This window comes from Deefgea salmonis (genome assembly GCF_020531905.1).
Lineage (GTDB): Bacteria > Pseudomonadota > Gammaproteobacteria > Burkholderiales > Chitinibacteraceae > Deefgea > Deefgea salmonis.
In genome coordinates, this window is sequence record NZ_JAJAWG010000013.1 from 1 (window position 1) to 21764 (window position 21764).

The 21764-nt window shown below is 48.2% G+C and carries 21 protein-coding genes; 12 read left to right on the forward strand and 9 right to left on the reverse strand.

Going from position 1 to position 21764, the window contains the following annotated elements; translation table 11 throughout:
• The first annotated feature begins 95 nt into the window (after positions 1 to 95).
• The 11 genes from LG219_RS13810 to LG219_RS13860 all read left to right on the forward strand — a co-directional run bounded on the left by LG219_RS13810 (position 96) and on the right by LG219_RS13860 (position 11181).
• Positions 96 to 239 carry a response regulator gene (locus tag LG219_RS13810; RefSeq protein WP_226765038.1) on the forward strand — a complete coding sequence of 48 codons (144 nt, stop codon included), beginning with the start codon at positions 96 to 98 and terminating at the stop codon, positions 237 to 239.
• Entirely contained in the window at positions 226 to 519 is a 294-nt protein-coding gene (locus LG219_RS13815) for an Hpt domain-containing protein (protein ID WP_226765039.1), read from the forward strand. Before LG219_RS13810 ends, LG219_RS13815 begins: the two co-directional genes overlap by 14 nt.
• A gap of 154 nt (positions 520 to 673) precedes the next feature.
• Positions 674 to 1012: an STAS domain-containing protein gene (locus LG219_RS13820; protein ID WP_226765040.1), complete on the forward strand. Its 339-nt coding sequence runs from the start codon at positions 674 to 676 to the stop codon at positions 1010 to 1012.
• A complete protein-coding gene (locus LG219_RS13825; protein ID WP_226765041.1) occupies positions 1009 to 2196 on the forward strand; it encodes a nucleotidyltransferase family protein in 1188 nt (395 codons plus the stop codon). The genes LG219_RS13820 and LG219_RS13825 overlap by 4 nt, the downstream gene beginning before the upstream one ends.
• The gene (locus tag LG219_RS13830) at positions 2193 to 4427 is read left to right on the forward strand and encodes a GumC domain-containing protein (RefSeq protein WP_226765042.1); all 2235 of its coding nucleotides are present in this window, start codon (positions 2193 to 2195) and stop codon (positions 4425 to 4427) included. The genes LG219_RS13825 and LG219_RS13830 overlap by 4 nt, the downstream gene beginning before the upstream one ends.
• Positions 4424 to 5152, forward strand: a complete 729-nt coding sequence (locus LG219_RS13835; RefSeq protein ID WP_226765043.1) for a glycosyltransferase family 25 protein — start codon at positions 4424 to 4426, stop codon at positions 5150 to 5152. Before LG219_RS13830 ends, LG219_RS13835 begins: the two co-directional genes overlap by 4 nt.
• Before the next feature lie 197 nt (positions 5153 to 5349).
• On the forward strand, positions 5350 to 6858 hold the full coding sequence (locus LG219_RS13840; protein WP_226765044.1) for a lipopolysaccharide biosynthesis protein: 1509 nt from the start codon (positions 5350 to 5352) through the stop codon (positions 6856 to 6858).
• A complete protein-coding gene (locus tag LG219_RS13845; RefSeq protein WP_226765045.1) occupies positions 6851 to 7837 on the forward strand; it encodes an SLBB domain-containing protein in 987 nt (328 codons plus the stop codon). Before LG219_RS13840 ends, LG219_RS13845 begins: the two co-directional genes overlap by 8 nt.
• A 17-nt stretch (positions 7838 to 7854) precedes the next feature.
• Positions 7855 to 8397 carry a heme NO-binding domain-containing protein gene (locus tag LG219_RS13850; protein WP_226765046.1) on the forward strand — a complete coding sequence of 181 codons (543 nt, stop codon included), beginning with the start codon at positions 7855 to 7857 and terminating at the stop codon, positions 8395 to 8397.
• A gap of 6 nt (positions 8398 to 8403) precedes the next feature.
• A complete protein-coding gene (locus LG219_RS13855; protein WP_226765047.1) occupies positions 8404 to 10446 on the forward strand; it encodes a SpoIIE family protein phosphatase in 2043 nt (680 codons plus the stop codon).
• Between the two features lie 27 nt (positions 10447 to 10473).
• Complete coding sequence (locus LG219_RS13860) at positions 10474 to 11181, forward strand: response regulator transcription factor (RefSeq protein ID WP_226765048.1); 708 nt, start codon at positions 10474 to 10476, stop codon at positions 11179 to 11181.
• On the opposite strand, the gene LG219_RS13865 is transcribed toward LG219_RS13860, so the two are convergent.
• From LG219_RS13865 to LG219_RS13890, 6 genes are all read right to left on the reverse strand, one after another.
• Positions 11178 to 11912, reverse strand: a complete 735-nt coding sequence (locus LG219_RS13865; RefSeq protein WP_226765049.1) for a PilZ domain-containing protein — start codon at positions 11910 to 11912, stop codon at positions 11178 to 11180. The genes LG219_RS13860 and LG219_RS13865 overlap by 4 nt on opposite strands.
• Positions 11905 to 12423, reverse strand: coding sequence for a serine O-acetyltransferase (locus LG219_RS13870; protein WP_226765050.1), 519 nt, complete (start codon positions 12421 to 12423; stop codon positions 11905 to 11907). The genes LG219_RS13865 and LG219_RS13870 overlap by 8 nt, the downstream gene beginning before the upstream one ends.
• 12 nt (positions 12424 to 12435) lie before the next feature.
• Complete coding sequence (locus tag LG219_RS13875) at positions 12436 to 13434, reverse strand: glycosyltransferase family 2 protein (RefSeq protein WP_226765051.1); 999 nt, start codon at positions 13432 to 13434, stop codon at positions 12436 to 12438.
• Positions 13431 to 14594: a glycosyltransferase family 2 protein gene (locus tag LG219_RS13880; RefSeq protein ID WP_226765052.1), complete on the reverse strand. Its 1164-nt coding sequence runs from the start codon at positions 14592 to 14594 to the stop codon at positions 13431 to 13433. Before LG219_RS13880 ends, LG219_RS13875 begins: the two co-directional genes overlap by 4 nt.
• Positions 14584 to 15030 carry an acyltransferase gene (locus LG219_RS15460; RefSeq protein WP_284691696.1) on the reverse strand — a complete coding sequence of 149 codons (447 nt, stop codon included), beginning with the start codon at positions 15028 to 15030 and terminating at the stop codon, positions 14584 to 14586. The genes LG219_RS13880 and LG219_RS15460 overlap by 11 nt, the downstream gene beginning before the upstream one ends.
• Before the next feature lie 178 nt (positions 15031 to 15208).
• Positions 15209 to 16444, reverse strand: coding sequence for a glycosyltransferase family 4 protein (locus LG219_RS13890; RefSeq protein WP_226765053.1), 1236 nt, complete (start codon positions 16442 to 16444; stop codon positions 15209 to 15211).
• A gap of 72 nt (positions 16445 to 16516) precedes the next feature.
• Here LG219_RS13890 and LG219_RS13895 point away from each other — a divergent pair, with 72 nt between their 5' ends.
• Positions 16517 to 16870, forward strand: coding sequence for a hypothetical protein (locus tag LG219_RS13895; RefSeq protein ID WP_226765054.1), 354 nt, complete (start codon positions 16517 to 16519; stop codon positions 16868 to 16870).
• A 234-nt stretch (positions 16871 to 17104) separates the two neighbouring features.
• Here the strand turns inward: LG219_RS13895 and LG219_RS13900 are convergent, their stop codons facing one another.
• The 3 genes from LG219_RS13900 to LG219_RS13910 all read right to left on the reverse strand — a co-directional run bounded on the left by LG219_RS13900 (position 17105) and on the right by LG219_RS13910 (position 21693).
• Positions 17105 to 19279, reverse strand: coding sequence for a histidine-type phosphatase (locus LG219_RS13900; RefSeq protein ID WP_226765055.1), 2175 nt, complete (start codon positions 19277 to 19279; stop codon positions 17105 to 17107).
• 98 nt (positions 19280 to 19377) lie between these two features.
• Positions 19378 to 20958, reverse strand: coding sequence for an ABC transporter substrate-binding protein (locus LG219_RS13905; RefSeq protein ID WP_226765056.1), 1581 nt, complete (start codon positions 20956 to 20958; stop codon positions 19378 to 19380).
• 354 nt (positions 20959 to 21312) lie between these two features.
• Positions 21313 to 21693: a RidA family protein gene (locus tag LG219_RS13910; protein ID WP_221021594.1), complete on the reverse strand. Its 381-nt coding sequence runs from the start codon at positions 21691 to 21693 to the stop codon at positions 21313 to 21315.
• Between the last annotated feature and the right edge of the window lie 71 nt (positions 21694 to 21764).

The following is a 21764-nucleotide window of genomic DNA, read 5'->3' on the forward strand; positions in this document are numbered from 1 at the left end:
CATCAATCCACCGTCCCATGGTGCGCTCCCAAAAATCAAAAGCGCAGCATGCCTGAATTAAAACGACAATTGAGGTGGAACGGCTGAGCCCTTACATGTTAACCGCCAAAGCGACGACCGAAGAACTCGCCCCGCTACTCACCGCGGGGGCCAACTTTGTCGCCAGCAAACCATTTGATCCGATGCTATTGCCTGAACTACTCAACCATTTCTGGAACGAGTTTCATGCCGGAGTTTAATCAAGACGCTTTTGCGGCAGGTCTGACTCAATTACGACAACGCTTTCAAATTGAACTCCCACAGCGCCTCGCCTTAATTGATGCCGCTTGGAAAAACTGCCATCAACACACCGCCAACGCCGAACTACTCGACGAATTGCATCGTCTCGCAGGCGCCGCCGGCTCACTGGGCTTTGCTCAAATCAGTCATCTCACTCGTGAATTAGAACAAACACTCAAGCACGAACTGGTCCCCATTGACAGCTACCTTCAGCAATGCTTGCAGCACAATACTTGGTAACGACCTGATTCGGCGTACCAGCCCCATTGGCAACGCCGCTCAACTAAATACACGCATGACTTAAGTAATTTTACAGTTAGTTCACATTCTGCCCGCCTAAGTAAACTTTAATAGAGTTAATAACCACTACGGTTCAATTCTAAAGGAGCAGATTATGGAACTCATTACTCGCCACGAGCACAGCACACAAACTGTGATTACGTTTAACACCACCAGCCTCGATGCCAGCAATGCGGACGCCTTCCGGAAACAAATCCGGCCTGCTCTAGAGTCTTCGGGAAGAATTGCACTCGATATGTCCGCGCTCTGTTTTGTCGATAGCTCTGGATTAGGCGCCCTCTTATCTTGTTTACGTTTTTGCACTGAGCAAGGCGGTCGTTTTGCGCTGTATGGCCTGCAACGTCCCGTTTCAGCACTGTTTGAACTGATGCGGATGCATCGCGTCTTTCAAGTATTTAACTCGCTCAATGAAATTGAAGGAGTTCAATCATGAAAGCGCTCATTTTAGCGGCAGGTAAAGGCACACGTTTGATGCCGCTAAGCCGAGACCGCCCAAAGCCAATGCTGCCGATTCTTGATCGCCCCGTGTTGGAATGCCTGATCGAACAGTTAGCAAAACATGGCATCGATCAAATCGTGATTAACACCAGCTATTTAGCAACCGAAATTGAAAGCTATTTTATGAGTGGGCGACGTTTTGGGGTCGAGCTTGCATTTAGCTATGAAGGGTTTGAAGCCGACGGGCAACTACACGATGCTCCGCTAGGATCGGCAGGAACAATTCGCCAAATTCAGCAACATTCTGGCTTTTTTGACGATACGTTTTTAGTGCTCTGTGGCGATGCCTTGATTGATTTAGATTTAACGGCGCTGGTTGCCGCACACCACCAAGCTGGTGCACTCGCCACGTTGGCACTGACGCGTGTTGCACCAGAGAAATGCTCGCAATATGGTGTCGCGCTATTAGATGATACTGGCCGTATTATGGCCTTCCAAGAAAAACCACCGCTCGGTGAGGCCCAAAGCGACTTAGTCAATACAGGGGTGTATGTGTTTGAACCCGATATTTTAAAATACATACCGAGCAATACCCCATATGATTTAGGAAGTGATGTCTTCCCGTTTCTGGCTCGTGAAGGTCTCGCTTTGTACGGTGTTGAAATACCATTTAACTGGGTCGATATTGGTCGAGTCTCAGACTATTACGCCGTACAAATGGAGGCCATTCGTGGCCACATTCCCGTGGTTTCTCGTCCTGGCCAAGAGATTGCACCCAATATATTTGTCGGTGCCAATACCCGCTTTGATCCAAGACGTTGTCATGTAAAAGGTCCGATTGTAATTGCAGATAGCGTCACAATTGAAGATGGCGTCACACTGATTGGTCCACTTTGGATTGGCCGCGGCGCTTATATTGAACGCGGCGCTCATATCGAACGCAGCTTAGTCTTTGACTACACCCGCGTAGGCAGTCAAGCCTCACTGATTGAAATGTTGGCCAGTGGTCGATGGTGCGCCTGCAAAGATGGTCTAACAATCGACCCGATTGCCAGCGATATCCCTTGGGTTCTGGCCGATAGTCGCACTAAGTTAGCGCCGATTTACCATCGAGAGCAGCATTTCTTGGTACGGCTCGAGCAGTTTGAGCCGCTTTCCATCGGCAATCCAACACCATGACGCAAAACGTAGCCAGTGCAGGCATTGGCATCAAACCGCTCGTGAGTTTGCGTCAGCACCCTCGAATTGCGGTTTGGGCGGTGATCATAACCTTGCTGGCTGCACTACCCATGGTGTGGATAAAAGGGGAATCTTATTACGAAGCCGAATCGGTCATTCAAATCGCTCCCCGTTACATGAAAACACTCAAAGACGACAATGAGCTCGACTTCCAATCCAACTCGCAATATCGGCAATTTGTTCAACAACAAAGCACCACCATCCAGCGCTATGACATTCTGCGTGATGGTTTACGCCTCGCGAATCAAGCGCACTTAGCGAGTAGCCCCAAGGCCAACCAACTGCAATTAGATTACGCCATCGGTGGCGCAAAGACCGCAGCAAAACCAGCACCAAATCCAGTGACCAGCATCTGGCAGCGACCCAATGAGAGCGAGCGTCAAGCCGTAGAACGGCTGCGTAATCTATTACAAGTCTCCGCAGTTTCAGATACCTATATGGTACGAATTGGCCTATCGGGCAAAAACAAAGCCGAGCTCGCTCCCATCATTAATGCCGTAGTGAGTATTTATTTAGAGCGGGTTCGAGATGAACAAGTCTTCGGCAAAGACGAGCGAATTGCACAATTACAAAAACGCCAAGATCATCTACTCAAACAGATTGATGAAAAAGCGGAGCGACGCAACACGATTGCGGGCGATTTAGGCATTGCGACCTTCTCCGAAGAGGCAGGCAACCCCTACGATAAAGCCATCGAGCGATTGCGCGAAGCCCTCGCCGACGCCAAAATCAAACGCTTTACTGCTGCGGCAAATGAAAAAGCCTTTCTAGCCCATGGCGATACCGATCCAGGCGTTCGATCCATTTTAGAGAGTGTCTCCGTCGACCCCGGCCTTAACAGTCTCAAAGCCAGTTTGAACAATCGGCGAGCGACCTTAGTGTCGGGCATGGCGGGATTAACTCCGCAGCATCCAGGCTATCAACAAAATAAAATAGAACTTGCTGAAATTGATGCTGAAATTCGTCAGCAAACAGAAAAAATAACAACCGAAGTACGTCGTAATCTTCAAAGTCGATTTAGCACTGCAGCCACCCAAACCGCACAATTAGAGACGGATTTACAGCGCGAGCTCACCGAGCAAGAAAAATCCCGTGGTCACTTCGCAACGCTATTTAAAGAAGCGCAAAATTTATCCGCCGATGTGACACAAATTCGCAAAGAACTCGATGCCATCCAAGAACGCTTAAATTTCTTTGCCGCAGAAACCAGCGCCTTGGGCTTTGTGCGTTTAGTCAGCGCAGCAATGACGCCAGAAACGCCGTTGGGGGTAGGTAAAACGAAATTACTGCTCATGGCAATCATCGCTGCGATTGCGGCGGGTCTGTTATTGCCGATTGTTTACGATTTAATGGATCGACGCATTCATACCCCGAATGATGTGGTGAATAGCTTTGGATTTCCCCCTATGGGCTGGCTGATTCACGCTAAAGATAATGACAGTCGTTTGTTCCGCGCCGATCAACTGCGCCGTTTGGCCAGCGCCTTGATTCGTGAACAAGATCGCACCCAATTACGCATCTTTGGATTTACCGCTTTGCAACCTCAAGGGGGAACTTCAACGACCGTATTCGATTTACAGCAAGCCTTTGCAGAGATGGGATTACCAGCGATCGCTGTTGAAGCCAATGCATTTAGTCGTGACCCTCGCTTCGCGACGGCGCCGCAACATGATCTGGCCGATGGCCTACCGACGAAACTCAATCTAAATACGCCACAATTGTATTTGTGCGGCAACGATAGGCATATTCACGCCATTGACCGCCTAGAGGAAACCCTCGCGTATTTAGCCCAAGAATATCGATTTGTATTGGTGGATTTGCCACCGCTTCTGGTCAGTGGCGATGCCGAACTCGCGCTCAGATCAACGCCAGCAGTGATTGCGATTGTCGAAGCCGAGGCGCAAAGCCGTGGCGAAGTCGCCCGTGCGGCACGTGTATTACAAAGTATTGATCCAGCATCGATTGGCGTCATAGTGAATCAAGTCCGGCCACTTGATGGTGGTGGTTACGTCAATGACTTGATGGAAGAATTCATCAGCGGGCAAAAGAAACAACCGGCCGGATTTGTGATTCAAATCGCGAGCACGATGAAAATTTTGCTGAAATCGGCACTACACCTGCCACGCGACCTTCAACAACAGATCAAAGCCTTATTGCGGAGCAAATCATGATATTGACTGACATTGTGAGCCGAATTTATGTGCTCAATCTTCCCGAACGAAAAGATCGAAAAAAAGAAATTGAACACGCGCTAAAACAAATAGGTATCCACTGGCAAGCCAATCAAGTCATATGCTGGCCAGCTATACGTCCAAGTAGTAACAATAACTTCCCTAGTGTGGGGGCTTATGGTTGTTTTTTAAGCCACGTTGCCGCACTGCAAGATGCTTGTCATGCGGAACATGGCTGGGCACTGATTCTGGAGGATGACGCAGTCTTTGCAAGTGATTTCAACACGCAGTTGCCAGAGCTTGCCAAAGTTCTATCCAGTGAACAGGCCGACTTGATTTACCTAGGGCACTGCCATGTGGCCAGTGAAACAGCCGCTCCAGCAGGACTCAACATCAGTACGGCCGCAGTGATCGGCGCACAGGGTTATCTGGTTCGGATCGCTTATTTAGCCACGCTCCTACCTTATCTTGAAGCATGCATCAGCCGCCCTGCAGGGCATCCACTGGGTGGGCGGTTACATTACGATGGCGCGCTAAGTTTATTTCGGCAGTTCAATCCCAGTTGTCGCACTTGGATCGCCCAGCCAAGCTGGATTGAACAACGCTTTTCGCGCAGCGACATTCAAGCCCACTGGTGGTATGACCGCTGGCCCTTACTTCGCCAATGTGCCGCATGGGCGCGTAAATTCAAACAGGCACGGCGGCATGCTGCGACTCTGAATTAGGCAATGTACACCCTCGCAAACTCCGACAGACCGGACCGTGCGATGAAATCGCCGGCGTTTTTTTATATCACCCACCATCGCACGACGACGGCCGTGCTCTGCAAAAAAACCTAGCCTAAGATTGTTTACACTCCTGCCATCATTAGACTGCACCATCAGGTTTTAATCAGTTTATCAACCTCACTTGGCAACCCACCATGTCAACTGCATTTCATCGCGTGGCACTCGAAAGCATGATCGCTCGCGCACTGTATCTCATCAGTCGCCTGGCTTTGCCACCGTTAGTGCTCAGTTACGTCGGTTTAGCTGAGTATGGCTTGTGGTCGATTGCGTTTGTTTTAGTGGGTTATTTAGGGATCTCCGTTTCCGGACTAGCAACAGTCTATGTCCGAGAAATCGCCTTGGCGCATGATCGCGACGATGCGCTGTATGCCAGCAAAATGCTCAGCACGGGCGTTGCTCTGGCGATGCTCGTAGGGGGAATATTTTGTACTTTAGTGGCTATTTTTATGCCAATGCTATTGAGCTGGTTCAAAATTACGCCGCAGTTGCATGCCCTCGCGGCAAACCTACTGCTGCTGACCTGTCTCATCTTTTTAGCTGACTTGACCTTGGGGGCATGGGGCTACGTTTTAAATGGTCTGAAACTCATCCATGAGCAACAACGCATCTGGGTGGCCAGTTTTATATTGGAGTGGTGCGTTGCGGCCGCCCTATTGGTTTTGGGGCAAGGAATTAATGCTTTACTTTGGGCTTTCTCATTACGCTATGCTTTGTCGATTTCACTCTCTTGGTGGCGCGTCAAAAAGGCCTGGCCGGCACTTTCTTTACGCCCCAAGTACATCTCAAAACAGCATTTGCAACCATTTTTAAATTTAGGTCTGCGTGCTCAACTTAGCGATTCATGGGCGCTTTTATTGCATTCAGCAGACCGAGTCATTGTCGGCTTAAATTTTGGCGCCGCCTATGCCGGTTTAATGGATCTAGGCAGCAAATTACCCGCCACAGCAACCTCAATCACCTCCGGTATAAGTCAAGCACTCATGCCACATGCGGCAAGTTTGGATGACGCAGCTTTAAGCCGCTTATATCAACAAGCGCAACGTTTAGCGGTATTTTCTCTGCTAGGTTTAATGCCACTCTTAGTCGCAATGGCCCCTGCGCTCAACTTGGCCTGGCTAGGACCTCGTCCTGAACTGGCGCAGATTGTCACGGTTTTGTTGTGGGTCACTCCCGCATGGCACCTACATATTCAAACAGGGCCAGCCTCAAGCGCACTGCGTGGAAAAGATCAAATCGGCCTTGAGTTCTTCTACCATGGCTTACGAACCTTGGTATTTTTAGTCTGTTTACAGGCGAGCAATTTAATTGAGTTCCTGCGCATCCTCTGCATCGGGCAAAGTCTGGCGGCATTGATTTACTTAACACTGGCCAGCAAAACATTACAGTTTGCACCAAGGCAATTATTCAGCGAGATTATCAAGCCTTTAGCTCTGAACTATATATTGGCCTACAGCTTTGTCTGGCTATGGCCATGGCAACTAAGTAGTCGGAGTAGCGCATTCGCAGAGATGCTCGTGGCGAGCTGCCTATTTATCGGTTTACAGCTAGGGCTCTTGTGGTGGTTTATTTTGCATCCAGATGAACAAAAATGGCTTAAACGTAAACTACGCTTCACTCGCCCCCACGAGACTTATCATGCTTAGATTTGCATGTATTGCCATAGTCGCTTTATTTATCAATGGCTGCAGCAGCATACCTGAAGCTATATCAATGAATAGCCAAGTATTTCAACCGGCACAAAAATCAGAGCAGATCGATTACGCCAGCCCAGAATTATTGGCAGAACTGGACGCACCACGTGAAAACATTTATCGGCTCGCAGAAGGCGATCAATTACAAATCACCGTGTGGAATCATCCTGAATTATCGGGCAAACAACTATTAGGTCCCGATGGACAACTGAGTTTACCGCTTGCAGGCACGCTACGCTTAGCAGGAGAAACACGAGAGTCAGCAGCTGGACGGATTGATAGCGCCTTACAAGCTTACCTAAAAAAACCGGCGGTTTTTGTGGGTATCGAACAGTACGCAGGGAATCGAGTGACCGTTTTAGGGCGAGTACAAAATCCGGGAGTGCAGCAGTTTGATCGTCCACCTTCGTTACTTGAAACCTTGGCGCGCGCTGGCTCACTACCGGTGATTGATAAACAGGCTACATTAACCCGAGTTGCAATCTTTCGAGGACGTGACCGAATTATCTGGGTCGATCTAAAAAAACTACTCAATCGAGGCCAGCTTGCTTATAACGTCACACTGCAAGCGAACGACTTAGTTTATATCCCCGACTCATCCGACACGATGGTGTATGTGCTTGGCGCAGTCCATAAACCAGGAGCCTACCGACTGACACCAGACATGTCTTTGATGGATGCTTTATCCCAAGCAGGCGGCCCCAACGATGATGCCGCGCCGGAAAAAATTGCGATCTATCGCCCGAGCAAACAGGCGGCAGAAAAAACACCACTACTCACCTTAATGACGCGCGAAAAAATGGTGAATTTTGCAATCGAAGAAGGCGATGTCATTTTTATTCCCAAGAGCGGGGTCGCAGAAGCTGGTTATGTAATACGGCAATTATTCCCAGGATTGTCGATACTGACTTTAGGCTTGAGTGCCTTATAAAAAATGAGGATTTCACCATGTACGGTATTGTGAATAAGGCACTTGAAGAAATGGTTTGCACCCGATTTGGCAAACCAACATGGGACAAAATTCTGCGCCAAGCGGGACTAGTCGATGAGTTCTTCTTATCCAATGAGGGCTACCCCGATGATATAACCTACCGTCTGGTTGCTGCCAGCTGTGAAGTCACTCAGTTAGAAGCGGCGCCTTTATTACAAGATTTTGGTCGTCACTGGGTACTTGAAACAGGTCGTCGAAGCTATGGCGGTTTATTAGAGGCCGGCGGTAGTAATCTCACTGAATTTCTATTAAATCTGCCTAATTTTCATGCACGAGTTAGTTTAATTTATCCACAACTCAAGCCACCTGAATTTGTAAGCGAAGCGCTAGCGCCCAAAAAAATACAACTAAAATATTATTCACATCGTCCTGGTTTGGCGAACTTTGTAATCGGTCTACTCGATGGCTTGGGTATTTTATTTTCAACCCCTGTTCAAGTTGAGCAAACTAAAACCAGACAATCCCAAGAAGACTACGATGAATTCATCGTTTGCTGGTGAGACACTATGCCTTATGAAACGAAGCTACCAAATGGTGCGATCAATACCATTTTTCCATTTCATTTTGTGCTCAATGCCGAGCTATGCATCGTCGGACTGGGTCCGTCAGTTCCGCTTATTTTACCGCAAATTGATATTGGTTTACCTATTGAGCACTGTCTACAACTGAAGCGACCTCATCCTCCTTTTACAGGAGAATTAATACGCAACAATCAGCATTCCTTATTTGTTTTTCGCTGTAATGACTCTGGTCTACTGCTACGAGGGCAATTTATTTGTGCCAATGAAGTCGCAGAGCAATTTATTTTTGTAGGCTCACCGTGGCTATCTGATGTAGCCCAACTCCAACAACATCGATTGTCACTCAGTAATTTTGCAGTCCATGACGCCACGGCTGATTTATTACAAGCCATTCAAGATGAAAAGACCGCACTTGAAGAGACTCGTTACCTTGCTCAAAAACTCAAAAAACAACGTGCAGTACTGCAAAGTATTTTAAACACCGCCGCCGACGCCATCATTACGATTAATCAGCAAGGCCTCATTGAAAGCTTTAATCCAGCAGCAGAACAAATGTTTGCTTGGCAAAGTGACGCCATCATCGGCCAAAGTGTACTAAATTTAGCGCAAGAGCCTCACGCGAGCTTCTCCGCAGAGTTAATTAGCGACTTCCTCAAAGAGGCTGAACTCAGCGTCATGGGCAAACGCCGTGAAGTCAGTGCAAAACGCAGTGATGGCAGCGAATTCCCAGCGGAACTCTCCCTCAGCGTCACCCGCTACGATGACGAACTCCACTTTACGGGGATTGTTCGTGACGTTACCTTGCGCAACTCACAACAAGCAGCGCTCGCGGCGGCCCGAGAACGTGAATTAAAAATGGGCCATGACATTCAGCAATCTTTGCTCTTTGGCGCCCCCATCAAAGTGCCTGGCATGGAAATTTCTGCATTTACTCAACCATCACAAGGCGTTGATGGTGATTTTTTTGATTTTTTCCCCATTGAACCAGGTTGCTTTGATGTATTAACTGGCGATGTGATGGGCAAAGGCATCGCCGCCGCAATGATCGGCGCAGCACTAAAAAATCAATACACTCGAATCATGGCCGAAACGCTCTGGCCTTCATTGCAAAAAGGCCTTTACCCTACTTGTGAAACGATCATCAACCAACTACACACCCGAATTACACCCGAATTGCGGCGACTAGAATCATTTGTCACTCTTATCTATGCGCGGATTGATGTGCATAAAAATACCTTACACTTCATCAATGCAGGGCATCCAGAAGGCTTGTTATTTCATGATGATGGACGTGTAGAAATGCTCTCTGGCGACAATCTACCAATAGGGATCGATCCCAACGAACACTACGACACCGTCGTTTATGAGTTTAAACCTGGCGACTTACTGCTGCTATTTTCCGACGGCGTCACTGAAGCTAGGAATATCAACTCTGAACTGATAGGTACCGACCCCATTATTGAACTAGTTCGGCCACTTTTTCAGGCTCAACTTCCTGCCGCAATCGTCTTGCAACGACTAAGACAAATTGTCGATTTATTTGAAAACTCACACCAGCGCTCGGATGATTTCACCGCAATTAGCTTATATCGACACCCAATCAGCGCACTGCATAGCCAAGAATTTCCACGAAATATGCAAGTATTGGCTGAAATTCGCCACTGGCTCAGCAAGCGTGTTCATCTCACCCCAACTCAGCACGACAAACTCAACTTGGCGGCAATTGAAGTGGCGACGAATATTATTCGTCATGTCAGCTCGCCCTTAGCTGACACCTCTTTTGTGCTGCACTTATTACAATTACCCACCACACTCACACTTGAATTTTACTATGTTGGTGCACCATTTGACCCCACTCAAGCTGAAGCGCCCGACTTTAGCGGCCAGAAAGAAGGTGGCTTTGGCTTATTTATTATTCAAAACTGCGTCGATCAAGTCGATTATTTAATTCCTGCCGAACAAGTCAACCTGATTCGCTTACAACTAAAAGATCTCAGCAATCAAACTCTTCCATTACTATACTCGTAAAATAAAACCCGCTTAATGGGAGTATTTATGCTGATTGCGATTGTGGAAGACGATGTGATTCAAGCCGATTTATTAGCACTCAGCCTGCAAAGCGGGGGGCACCAGACACAAATTTTCCATACCAGCTTGGGGTTTTTTGAGGCGATTAAAACCATTCAGTTTGATCTATTTTTACTCGATTGGAATTTATCGGACTACTCGGGCGGGATGATCATCAAATGGGTGAGAGAAAATATAGGTTGGCAAACACCCATCATGGTCGCCACAGCCATCGAAGATGAGAGCAACATCGTTATGGCGTTAAAAACTGGTGCTGATGATTACCTGATCAAACCCATCAAACCTTTGGAATTATTAGCCCGAATTGACGTATTGTTGCGTCGCTTTAAATCAATCGCCCCTCAAGTTTTACATCTTGGTAATTATGAGATTGATACTAGTCAACGCCTTATCCGTAATACTGGCCTAGAAATTGAATTGACTCAAAAAGAATATGATTTGGCTTTATTCTTATTTCAACACCCCGGCAAATTATTTTCCAGAATGAATTTACTCGAGCAAATTTGGGGACTGAAAGTTGAAATTGACACTCGCACCGTAGATACACATATCAGCCGTTTGCGCCGAAAGCTAGCCTTAGATGGCACACATCAATGGCAGCTAACGTCAGTATATGGTTACGGGTACCGCTTAGAAAGCGCCACTTTAAGCGCCCCAACCAGCCACGTATGTTAATCATATTGCCACTCCATCAAGCTACGACGCATACAAACCAAGTCTTTGTTGGACACACCTTTAAAAGAAATACCCAGCCGAGTGTAAGCACTTTGGTTCGAACAAACCACACTGCAAATATTCATTAACGCAACATCAAATTGCAACTGTCCAATACGAATTTTAACATTCACCAATTTCTCAGTATTGAGCAACAATTGAGCATCCATTGTAGACAGGTGGCATGCCATGCCACCCTCACTCAAGTCGACCAAACGGCCGACCATATTCAAATCAGCAAATTCAATTGAAAGTGGTACTTCAAAATGCGGATGCACTCTGTACGTATCTCGACCAATACTTTTAACCATGGCCAAAGGCCATGAAACAGTGAATTCACGCGCCGAATGCGACTGAACAATAAACGCACTAAATGCGACTAGTTTTCCTTCCCAGCCGGAGATAAAAGTCAGCTCTTCAGTGGGCTCAAAGCGATGCTCATCCGCAATTTGGCAGCGAATTAGCGCCTCATTTTCATCGAATTTGAAAAAGGTAACTAATTCAGCATAATCGGCACCACGGATCATCAGCCGCAACGGCATTGGGCTATCAGGCAGATGCTGACTGATGTATTGTAAGATCGCAGCTATTTGTTGAGGTTTTTGAATTAAATCGTCATGTTCGCGCCATAATTTGGACGTTTCGAGCGGTTTTTTTTCGGTTTTGCGACCTAATTTAAACATATCAAACATGCTCACCCCTCTTCACGGAAGGCAGTATTCTCGCCGGAATACCCACCGCCACCGCACCGCACGGAACATCTTGCAATACCACCGCATTGGCACCAATTTTGGCGTCGTTACCAATCTTTATGGCGCCTAAAATCTTTGCACCGGCTCCCACTTCAACACGGTCACCCAAAGTCGGCGCACCGCTTTGTCCTTCATGGCGCAAACCCAAAGTGACACCATGCCGCAAAATCACATCATTCCCAATAATCGTATCACCACTGATAATCACGCCGCCAAAATGATCAATCCTCAGCCGCCGCCCGATTCGGGTCTCGCAAGGTAGATCAATGCCAGTTAATATTTGGCCACCAACTTTTAGAAATTTGTAGATCAAAGAAAGTAGCTTTCTTAATATTGCAAAACGCACGGTATAACGCCAATTTCCAAAACGATAAATCACCATTACCCATAACCCTTGTCGCCATGGATCGCGCTGATACGTTTGCCAATCTTCCCGAATGAGTTCAAACATACGACTCCCGTTTTACCATGGCAATGGGGGTGATACTCGCCCTCCCGCGGTATCCCTCCACGCCTGCGCTAACAATCCGCGTAAAGCACGTGACTCCTCACACTTGTCGTATGCACAAGGAACTGACCTCGCTTGATTTCGCAGTATTCGCATGCCATGCCAAACTCGCTCTAACTGACAAGCCCCCCAAGCGACTAAGCCGCCGTGATGCTTGCGGTAATACAACATCGCACTACGCATCCGCCATAAAGACAATTGACTACCATGAGAATTAAAATGTTTACCTTCAACGCGCGCCGATGAAACACCACCAATGTGTACAGCACAGCATTCCGGCTGATACCAAACTTCAAACCCTGCCGCCTTAATTCGCCGACATAAGTCTACTTCTTCAAAATACAAAAAAAATCGCTCATCAAACACGCCGACCTGCGCCAAGACCTTCGCACTCAGTACAACAAAAGCACCGGGCACCCAATCAACAACACTCGCAAGATTCGGATCGGCCCAGGTCCGATCTACTCGACCAAAAAACCGTGATCGTGGAAAGCGATTTGATAAACCACTAATGACTAAAAAATCATTTAACACAGAAGGAAAACATCGTGCAGATGGTTGATCTTGACCATTTTCAGCCAACAGACGACCGCCAAGCATGCCAATACGTGGCTGATCTTGTAAACAGGTAAGAGCACGAGCCAGTGAGCCAACTTCAGGCCGTGCATCGGGATTGACCAAAGCCAGATATTGCCCTTTGGCATGTTTAAACGCTAAATTATTCCCCGCTGCAAATCCCAAATTCACTTCACTGCGCAAAAGCTGAATTTGCTCATCAAACTGCCGGACTTGTACCGCACTGCCATCTCGACTGGCGTTATCCACCACGATAATTTCGTAAGAAATACCGGTACATGCTTGCTGAATACTCGCTAAGCACGCTGATATTTCAGGCTCGTTGTTATACGCCACGACAATCACACTCAAAACAGGCTTTAGTCTTATGCTCATCATGTTTTCTCCTGCTCAATATGGCGCACCGAGCGCTGCCACAACGCTCCAGAACGACTGCCACGGAAGATGTTTGGCAACTGCATGATTTTCCAAACTATATACATGGGCGCAGCGGACAATGCAGCGCGTCGCATTGCACGTGGCAATTCAAGTAGTGCCATTCCAATATGAGCCATTAAGACAAACAGCCCGATCAAGCCGCAGTACAGCGGCCAACCTCCAGCAATACAAGCAAGTAATAGCAGCAGCATATGTTGAATTAAAGGGAGTAGCGTCAACTCTTGCAAAATAGGCCATAAATGGGTTTCCCCTCGGCAAATTCTTAGCATCAAAGGTAAGACATTGCGTCGTATCATCGCCAATCGCCCCCCTTCCCAGCGCTGCCGCTGCAGTTTGGCGTGATCTCCCTGCGGCATTTCGCCATACACGGCAACATCCTCTAGCCACGCTAATTTGCAATGTGCCGCCGCCAAGGACAATTGATACTCCAAATCCTCCACAATCGACCCAGCCTGATACGGCACACGCTGCAAGGTGGTATTTGCCAAGGCAAATCCATTTCCCAACAAGCCAACACCTTCGCCCAATGCCGCCCGCCCCCGAGGGCGAATCACATTAAACGCATGCAAGGCCCAATGTCGTAAAGGTGCATTAGCATCATCACTTGCACAGTCAGGCTCATATCTCGTTTGAATCCCATCAGGATTTTCTGCCATTTTGCAACGTAATACCGCCAAAAAATTGGCATCCAACCTGCTGTCGGCATCAACAATTAGATACCAAGGAACATCCGGCAAGAAAGCAAAAGCGGCAGCTAAGGCACAACCCTTACCCCGACCGCCTTCATCTCGCTCGAAAACCATTGCACCGCAAGCGCGAGCGACTTCTGCCGTGTTATCCGTACAATGATCCGCAATCACTAGCACATTACAATTCCCATCGCTCTGTGCTTGTTCAACCAGGCGAGGCAGTGTCTGCGGTAAATTCGCCGCCTCATTATGAGCCGGCACCAGCAACAAAATTTGCACATTCAAAGGCGCAAGTCGTGGCGAAGCACTCCGCCGGCGAGCAGCCCAAGTCCAACGCGCGAGTGACCAGCTGCCAGGTAGCGTGACTAAAGCGGCTACCGCCGCAACGCCTTGCATCAACTCAAACCACATGATGATGCTCCTCGCCATAAAAAAACTGTACTCGAGCGGCGCGCAAAGCTGAACTTTCAGGCGCCAATACATGCTCGCGAAGACGCATCTCATCGATCCATGGTAATTGGCTATTTTCTTGTTTTATACGCTCAATCCAATCATCCAAACTACAAATCACTTTGGCCGGAGCACCACCGACGACGCTATTGGCGGGCACATCTCGGGCCACCACCGAATTGGCGGCGACAATTGCATTCGGACCAATCGAAACACCGGGTAAGATAATTGCCTGATGACCGATAAACACATTGTCATGAATATCGATTTTGCCAACGTGATCCAAATTTAAGTCAAATGCTTGATTCACCATATTGACGGAACCGTCATGTCCAAACAGGGTACAACCTGATAAATGAACGTTATTGCCCAAGCGCACATAGGCAGGATCAGTCATCGTGACATTCATATTGATGACACAACTATGCCCCATACCATGCAGGCCACCCCATCGCCTTAAAAACACAGCCCATTCTTGACCAAATGGCTTACAAATACGACGGTATAGCCCTACAAACCTTCTATGCTGGTGGGCCTGATTAAATACCCACGAAGAGATTGTTTTTTTGATGAAGTTACGCATGATGCCCTCCACAATGCTCAGCAAAACACTGCGCTAACAAATCTAAGTTTTTCTCCAAACAAAAGTGTTTGGCCAGCGTGATCCGTGCTTGTTGTTTAAAGCGATCACATAAATGAGCGTCGTTTGCTAAGCTCCGAATGGCGTCACTTAATGCGTAAGCATCGCCGGGGGCGACCAAATAACCATTGACACCGTGTTCAATCAACTCGGGAATGCCTGCAATCCGCGTACTAATACATGGCAAACCAGAAGCCATTGCCTCCATCAATACCACTGGAATACCTTCAGCAAAACTAGGTAACACAAAGAGATCGGCTTGGCCGTACAGTTGGCACACCGCCTCTTTACTCATGGCACCAGTCAGCTCAACCTGTAAACCTAAATTCAATTGAGTAAGCTGCTGCTGAAGCTGTGCCTCACTGGGGCCTGCGCCACATAGCACCACGCGAAATGACTGCCCCTCACTGCGTAAGATATCAATCGCATTGAGCAGCACCATTTGCCCTTTAGCAGGACTTAATCGCCCCACGCACAAGATGGTAAATACACTCGTTGGCGTCCTTTGCGACGGGGCATAATCGGCATTAATACCCAGACGCACCACCTGAATTTTTGACCAGAATTCTGGAGCACTAAATTGCATTAACTGACTGCGCGCAAATTGACTAATGCACACAATCCAATCCGCAGCGGCAACTTTAGCGGCCAATTGCTGGCCTGCGGCATCATGAAACTCATCAGGACCATGAATGGTGTAAGACAAAGAGCAAGCGCTAATACGTTTGCAAAGCAGGCCCACCATAGAGGCTTCATTGCCAAAATGGACATGCAAATGTGTAATCGATTGCCGTCGCATCCAGCACGCCAATAGCATCGCCTCTAGCCAATAAGCCAAACCTAAAGCACGACCGCGTAAACCGGGTCGCGCCAACTGCCAAGCTAAACGCAATGAAGCAAAAACTGCAAACAAGCCAAACCGCCACACCACTTGCCACAAGTCAAATAACATGGTCAAACGTGACCATTTTTTGAGCACCAACGTATTTAATTGCTCCTGTTGCTCCAACAAATCTAGCTTTTCAGGATCGCGGCAATCCGCGTTCACGCTAACCGTAGCAACCCGCCAACCACGAGCACGTAAACCCAAAACTTCCCGTAAAATAAATGTATGCGATGCTGCTGGATAGGCGCTAACCAAATAAGCCAAAGCAGTAGGATGATGCATCATGCTGCGCTCTCCGCGAGAAAACCTCGCTGTGACTCTATTAAAAGTCAGAACGCCACGATGCTTGTGTCAAGAATGCAAAATCTCTTACCTGAGTTGGTTCAGAGAAAACAATCCACGTTGAAAAAGGCATTCAAAGGTATTGATGCCGACCCCGAATTGACTCCAATTCGGGGCATAAAAGGTGATCGCCATGAAATAATTGGCAAGATTCGTAGGATGTATTTTCGCGATCAGCTATCGCAGCACGCATCATCCAGCGCCAGCTCTGGCACGACATCCGAGCTTGGATTCGTAAGCCCGCTTCGAAACCTGAACGGCAAGAAACTGAGCAGCACAGTCTGGCAAACTTACTCGGTCATCAAACCGGCACTAACCCGTGCGAACAGTGCGGCGTGGCCGCCTTTCCAATTGAGTGCGCTGATTTAATGCATACACTCATGGGTTGATTCTGACAGCAGTAAAGCTTGGCCGATATTGTGTCGCCGTTGCGAGCTAAAGCTTGCTAGACAATACCGCCGTACATACCCAGATATCTCAATCCATCAGTCAAATGGCGAGTGTGCGCAACTTAATATTGCGCACACTCTTAAGCACAGCAATCATAGGCGCATCAAGCGATGTCGCCCTAGTAAAGGCCGAACTCAAATGCAAATTGACAACTCAGTAGCCGTAGCAAGTTTTCAGTGCAGCAAAATCATAAAATTTACTCGTTGGGCTGATTTTGGCGCTGTCACATGCCGCTTTAAAGTCGGTTTCTTTTTCGTTGTACAGCATTTTAACCAGTACTTTTCCTGCGCCATTTTGGTAAACATCCCATTGCATATTGGCGGCCATCGGCGAGATGGCTTCACCGCGCCATGGATTGTTTGCATAGCTAAAGGTCTGCGCTAGAGGGGTTTGCTGTACCGCATTTTTTAGCCCGATTCGAGTGGCCAATGGAATGATGATTTCAGCGTGAGCAAAGCGGATTTTTGCTGCATTATTCGAGCGATGGCTAACCACCTCATCGACTTCTTTAAACACATCATCGACTAAAATTTGCGCCATTTTGCTGGTGATATCGCCTTTTTCGGTAATGCTTGGGCCTTTGTCGTAAAAATCCGATGCGTCATTTAAAGCCGCAAAATACCGCGCCTGCGCTGCGGGTAGATAAGGAATAAAATCAACCCCAGCTTCGGCTCTCATTGCTGGCGCAATCACATACAACTCATACATCAGGCTACCGGCATCAGCGAGCGATGCAATTTTAGCTTTACCATCGCCCGTCAAGGTTGAGCTCAACTTGCCATCGTCACTCACGTAACTCAAGGTGCCTGTATTGGCAAAGCTATAATTGCCGGCATCAATTTTGTCGACAAATGCCTTAGTAAATAAACGCTCTAAGATCGCACGCCCTGCCGCTTTCGCCTCCACAGTACCAAACAACGCTTTTTGTTTGGCCAGCAAATCGCCATCATCTTTAAATGCTTGATACGCTTGGCTGTCCAAATAAGTGCGATACAAAGGGTTTTTTACATCGCTCACTAAGTCAGTGGTTTTTTGTAATTTATGGAAATACAACAAAAAGTGATTAGTACCCGCAGCTTGCGAGACCGCAGTGCCGTTATCTGGATACGGTCCAGGTGCTGCAGGTTTGTCGATCAAGCCCGCCAAAGCGGCATTTTGCTGCGCCAATGCTTGCACAAAGTAATTGCCGCTATCGACGGCGCGGTCGACGCCAGAAGTAACAAAAATAATTTTGCGCGGCGTGCTATTGGCGGTGTTGATAACTTGCTGCCAAAAGTCGGGCTGACGTTGCAGCATCCGCACGGCCAGTTGCTGATGCTCCTCAATCCCAACTTGGGTTTCATTGCCATAGCCGGGCTTACTAATGCCGGCCACGTTGTAGCCCAATAAGAAATTGGCCTTCATGATTTTCAGCACATCCGCGCCAAGCTTTTCACCCAAAGGTGTTAAAGCGCCCTCTTCTTTGGCCTTGCTCCACATATTGTAAACCGCCAAATCGTATTTCAAGCTCGACAGTCCGCGCGATCCGTGACGGGCAATCAATTGTGTATTGACCACATTAAAGCCCGCTGGCGCGGCTTCATAACTGGCACGATCTTGTTGGGGGCGATACGGTGTTTTGGTTTGATAGTAGCGATCAGTTTGCGTACTTTCGGCGAGTAGTTTTTTTAAGTCGCTATCGGCGCTCTTACTGGCTATTGCCGCTTGAATCCGCCGAATGCCATCATCAGACGCCGCTTTCAGCGCCGCCTTATTGCCAGCATCGGTTTCAAGATTAAAGTCAGCAAGTAACTTATTGGCTGGCACGGCCACCGCATTGGCTACTTTTTTAACTGCATCATCAAAACTCAAGCCTTGATTTTCCATCTCACTGACCACCGAAGTGGTATGCAAGCTAATCGTGGTCGGCCATTCTTTAGGCGCACGCAAAATCAGCGGCTGAGTCAGCGCGGTTTCGGTCTTGGTATCAGGATCATAGCGTTTGGCATCGAGCCCGATCTCAGCCACTAGCGCTGAACGGCTGCCACTGAGCTTAAATTGGCCATTATTATCCGTTCGGGTGCTGACTTCATTGCCATCGCACTGGCCATTATTATTTTCGTCAAAACAAACCTTTGCATTGCGAAAATAACTGCCAAGCACCACACCCGCGCTTACCACTGGTGCCTCCGTTGGCTTGGGGCTTGCTGTTGGCGCAAGCGATGGCAAGGGGCTAGTGCTATCCCCACTTCCCCCGGCACTACCGCCACCACACGCAGCCAAGGCCGCACTCACCAGTAGCGCCATCGCGGTACGCTTAAATTGAACCACTAAAAACAATGCAGGCATCGATGTCATTTTGTAAGAAGAAAAGCCCGCTACAGTAGCTTTTCCCTATGACAACGATATTAACGAGGTCAAATCAAGCACCGCGCACAACAAATACCTTACTTCACCAGCACATTCGCCCAAGCTTGCCTACCAAATGGATTCACCACGTAGCCACTGACTTTATCGGTGGTGATGACCGACGTGAGTGGATGCGCGAGTGGAATCCATAACGCTTGTTGGCGGATGATTTTTTGCGCGGCTTGGTAATGCTGCGTGCGCTCGGCGAGTTTGGCGGTGGTTTTGCCTGAGCGAATCAAGCCATCGAGTTGCGGCTGGCAAAAGCGCGCAAAATTAAGCCCAGATTCAACCGAGGCACAGGCAAACTGCGGGGTTAAAAAATTATCTGGGTCGCCATTGTCCCCACTCCAACCCATAAACAGCAGGTCGTGCTCACCGGCTTTGGCGCGCTTAATGAGTTCGGCCCATTCGATGGTTTTAATTTCGGCCCGTACGCCGATTTTAGCCAAATCTGCCTGCAGCATTTCAGCGCCCATGCGCGGATTAGGATTTAAGGTGCTACCGCTCGGGCGCACCCAAATGGTGGTTTCAAAGCCATTGGGCAGGCCTGCTTTGCTTAATAACGCTTTGGCTTTAGTTAGATTTTGCGGTTCATTATTGCCTGCCAAATAGCTCCACGTTGCTGGCGGAAAAGGCCCTTGCGCTGCGCTGGCAGTGCCTTCAAATACTGCTGCCAAATAGGCTTTTTGATCAAAAGCCAATTGCAGCGCTTGGCGCACTTCAACCTTATCTAATGGCTTGTGCTGGGTATTGATCGCCACAAACGCCGTGGCAAACATCGGCGTACTCAAGACCTTGAGCTTTTTATCGTTACGCGCGGCAGTGATGTCTTGCGGTTTCACCCCCAGCGCAATCTGGCATTCGCCCGCTTTGACTTTTTGTACTCGCACCACCGGATCGGCAGTGATGGCGTAAATCAGCTTGTCAGACTTGGGCTGGCCAGCAAAATAATTGGGATGCGCGTCGTAGCGAATCACCGCGTCTTTTTGAAAGCTTTTTAGCGCAAAAGGCCCAGTACCAATCGGTTTAGTATTTAACTGCCCCTGCTGATTGGCCGCCAGCAATTGATCGGCGTATTGCGCCGAATAAATCGACATAAACCCCATACTCAGCAGCGGTAAAAAAGTCGCATCGGCTTGCTTGAGCTGGATCACCACCGTGTCATCGGCGGTTTTTTTAATACTCGCAATCAATTTAGCCAAGCCAAAGGATTGCGCGTGCGGGTAGCCATTCGGGGCGCTGGCATACCAAGGATGGTTTGGATCGAGCATGCGCTGAAAACTAAACACCACATCATCGGCATTCAAAGCACGGCTGGGCTGAAAATAATCGGTTTTTTGAAACGCGACGTTTTTGCGTAATTTAAACGTGTATTGCAACTGATCGTCGCTCACCTGCCACGATTGCGCCAAGCTCGGCACCAGCTTGCCTGTCGCCGCATCGTATTCGAGCAAACGATTAAAAATCGGATCAGCTGCCGCGTTGGTATTGGTGAGTGAATTGTATTGCACCACATCAAAGCCATCTGGGCTGGCCTCAGTACAAACGGTAAGCGGCTTGGCACTCACAGCACCAGCAAGCAGTATTGCCATCAAAGCGGCGATTTGATTCGTCTTCATTAAGATACCCCAATGGCGCTTAGGCGCTACACTCAGTCGTTAAGCAAAATTTTTCTTGCATTGTTACCACGAAAATCGAATCGGTATATTGACCGCTTTGGTCTTGCTTACGCCCAATATTTGAGCGGTCAACGCGGTAGAAAACCCAACATCAACCGACGCTAGCAATCACTTCAAACCTTTCATCATGATTGCGTCTGCGGATAGATTATTAACGCAGTTGCCGTCCAATGACGAGTTATTTTTAAACACTGCAGCACACTCACAGTCGGTGCCATACAAAAAAAAACCGCCAAACCATCCGTTGATGGCTTGGCGGTGATTGGATACACGCCGAGCGGGTTAAATTAACGCTTACACGCGATATGCAATCGCTTCGACTTCAACCAAGACATTTTTTGGCAAGGTTTTCACCGCCACGCAAGAGCGCGCCGGAACGCCAGCACCAAAATACTCGGTGTAAATCACGTTAAACGCGGCAAAATCAGCCATGTCGGCCAAAAAGCAGGTGGTTTTCAACACATTGTCGAGCGAGCTATTACCTTGCTGCAACACCGCTTTCAGGTTTTCCAACGCTTGACGCGCTTGCACCGACACATCACCGGCAATCACTTCACCCGTTGCTGGTACTAATGGAATTTGGCCCGAAGTAAAAATCAGGTTTCCAAACGCAGTCGCTTGTGAGTACGGACCAATAGCGGCTGGTGCGGCGTCAGTAAAAATAATTTCCTTCATCTTCATTCCTTTAAAATATTAAAACTGCAATCAAACTCAGTACGAACCCATATTCACTCGCTCATTCAGGC

Coding starts and splice junctions, on each gene's coding strand:
- LG219_RS13810 (WP_226765038.1), top strand. CDS start 96: ATGTTAACCGCCAAAGCGACGACCGAAGAACTCGCCCCGCTACTCACC.
- LG219_RS13815 (WP_226765039.1), top strand. CDS start 226: ATGCCGGAGTTTAATCAAGACGCTTTTGCGGCAGGTCTGACTCAATTA.
- LG219_RS13820 (WP_226765040.1), top strand. CDS start 674: ATGGAACTCATTACTCGCCACGAGCACAGCACACAAACTGTGATTACG.
- LG219_RS13825 (WP_226765041.1), top strand. CDS start 1,009: ATGAAAGCGCTCATTTTAGCGGCAGGTAAAGGCACACGTTTGATGCCG.
- LG219_RS13830 (WP_226765042.1), top strand. CDS start 2,193: ATGACGCAAAACGTAGCCAGTGCAGGCATTGGCATCAAACCGCTCGTG.
- LG219_RS13835 (WP_226765043.1), top strand. CDS start 4,424: ATGATATTGACTGACATTGTGAGCCGAATTTATGTGCTCAATCTTCCC.
- LG219_RS13840 (WP_226765044.1), top strand. CDS start 5,350: ATGTCAACTGCATTTCATCGCGTGGCACTCGAAAGCATGATCGCTCGC.
- LG219_RS13845 (WP_226765045.1), top strand. CDS start 6,851: ATGCTTAGATTTGCATGTATTGCCATAGTCGCTTTATTTATCAATGGC.
- LG219_RS13850 (WP_226765046.1), top strand. CDS start 7,855: ATGTACGGTATTGTGAATAAGGCACTTGAAGAAATGGTTTGCACCCGA.
- LG219_RS13855 (WP_226765047.1), top strand. CDS start 8,404: ATGCCTTATGAAACGAAGCTACCAAATGGTGCGATCAATACCATTTTT.
- LG219_RS13860 (WP_226765048.1), top strand. CDS start 10,474: ATGCTGATTGCGATTGTGGAAGACGATGTGATTCAAGCCGATTTATTA.
- LG219_RS13865 (WP_226765049.1), bottom strand. CDS start 11,912: ATGTTTGATATGTTTAAATTAGGTCGCAAAACCGAAAAAAAACCGCTC.
- LG219_RS13870 (WP_226765050.1), bottom strand. CDS start 12,423: ATGTTTGAACTCATTCGGGAAGATTGGCAAACGTATCAGCGCGATCCA.
- LG219_RS13875 (WP_226765051.1), bottom strand. CDS start 13,434: ATGATGAGCATAAGACTAAAGCCTGTTTTGAGTGTGATTGTCGTGGCG.
- LG219_RS13880 (WP_226765052.1), bottom strand. CDS start 14,594: ATGTGGTTTGAGTTGATGCAAGGCGTTGCGGCGGTAGCCGCTTTAGTC.
- LG219_RS15460 (WP_284691696.1), bottom strand. CDS start 15,030: ATGACTGATCCTGCCTATGTGCGCTTGGGCAATAACGTTCATTTATCA.
- LG219_RS13890 (WP_226765053.1), bottom strand. CDS start 16,444: ATGATGCATCATCCTACTGCTTTGGCTTATTTGGTTAGCGCCTATCCA.
- LG219_RS13895 (WP_226765054.1), top strand. CDS start 16,517: ATGCAAAATCTCTTACCTGAGTTGGTTCAGAGAAAACAATCCACGTTG.
- LG219_RS13900 (WP_226765055.1), bottom strand. CDS start 19,279: ATGCCTGCATTGTTTTTAGTGGTTCAATTTAAGCGTACCGCGATGGCG.
- LG219_RS13905 (WP_226765056.1), bottom strand. CDS start 20,958: ATGAAGACGAATCAAATCGCCGCTTTGATGGCAATACTGCTTGCTGGT.
- LG219_RS13910 (WP_221021594.1), bottom strand. CDS start 21,693: ATGAAGGAAATTATTTTTACTGACGCCGCACCAGCCGCTATTGGTCCG.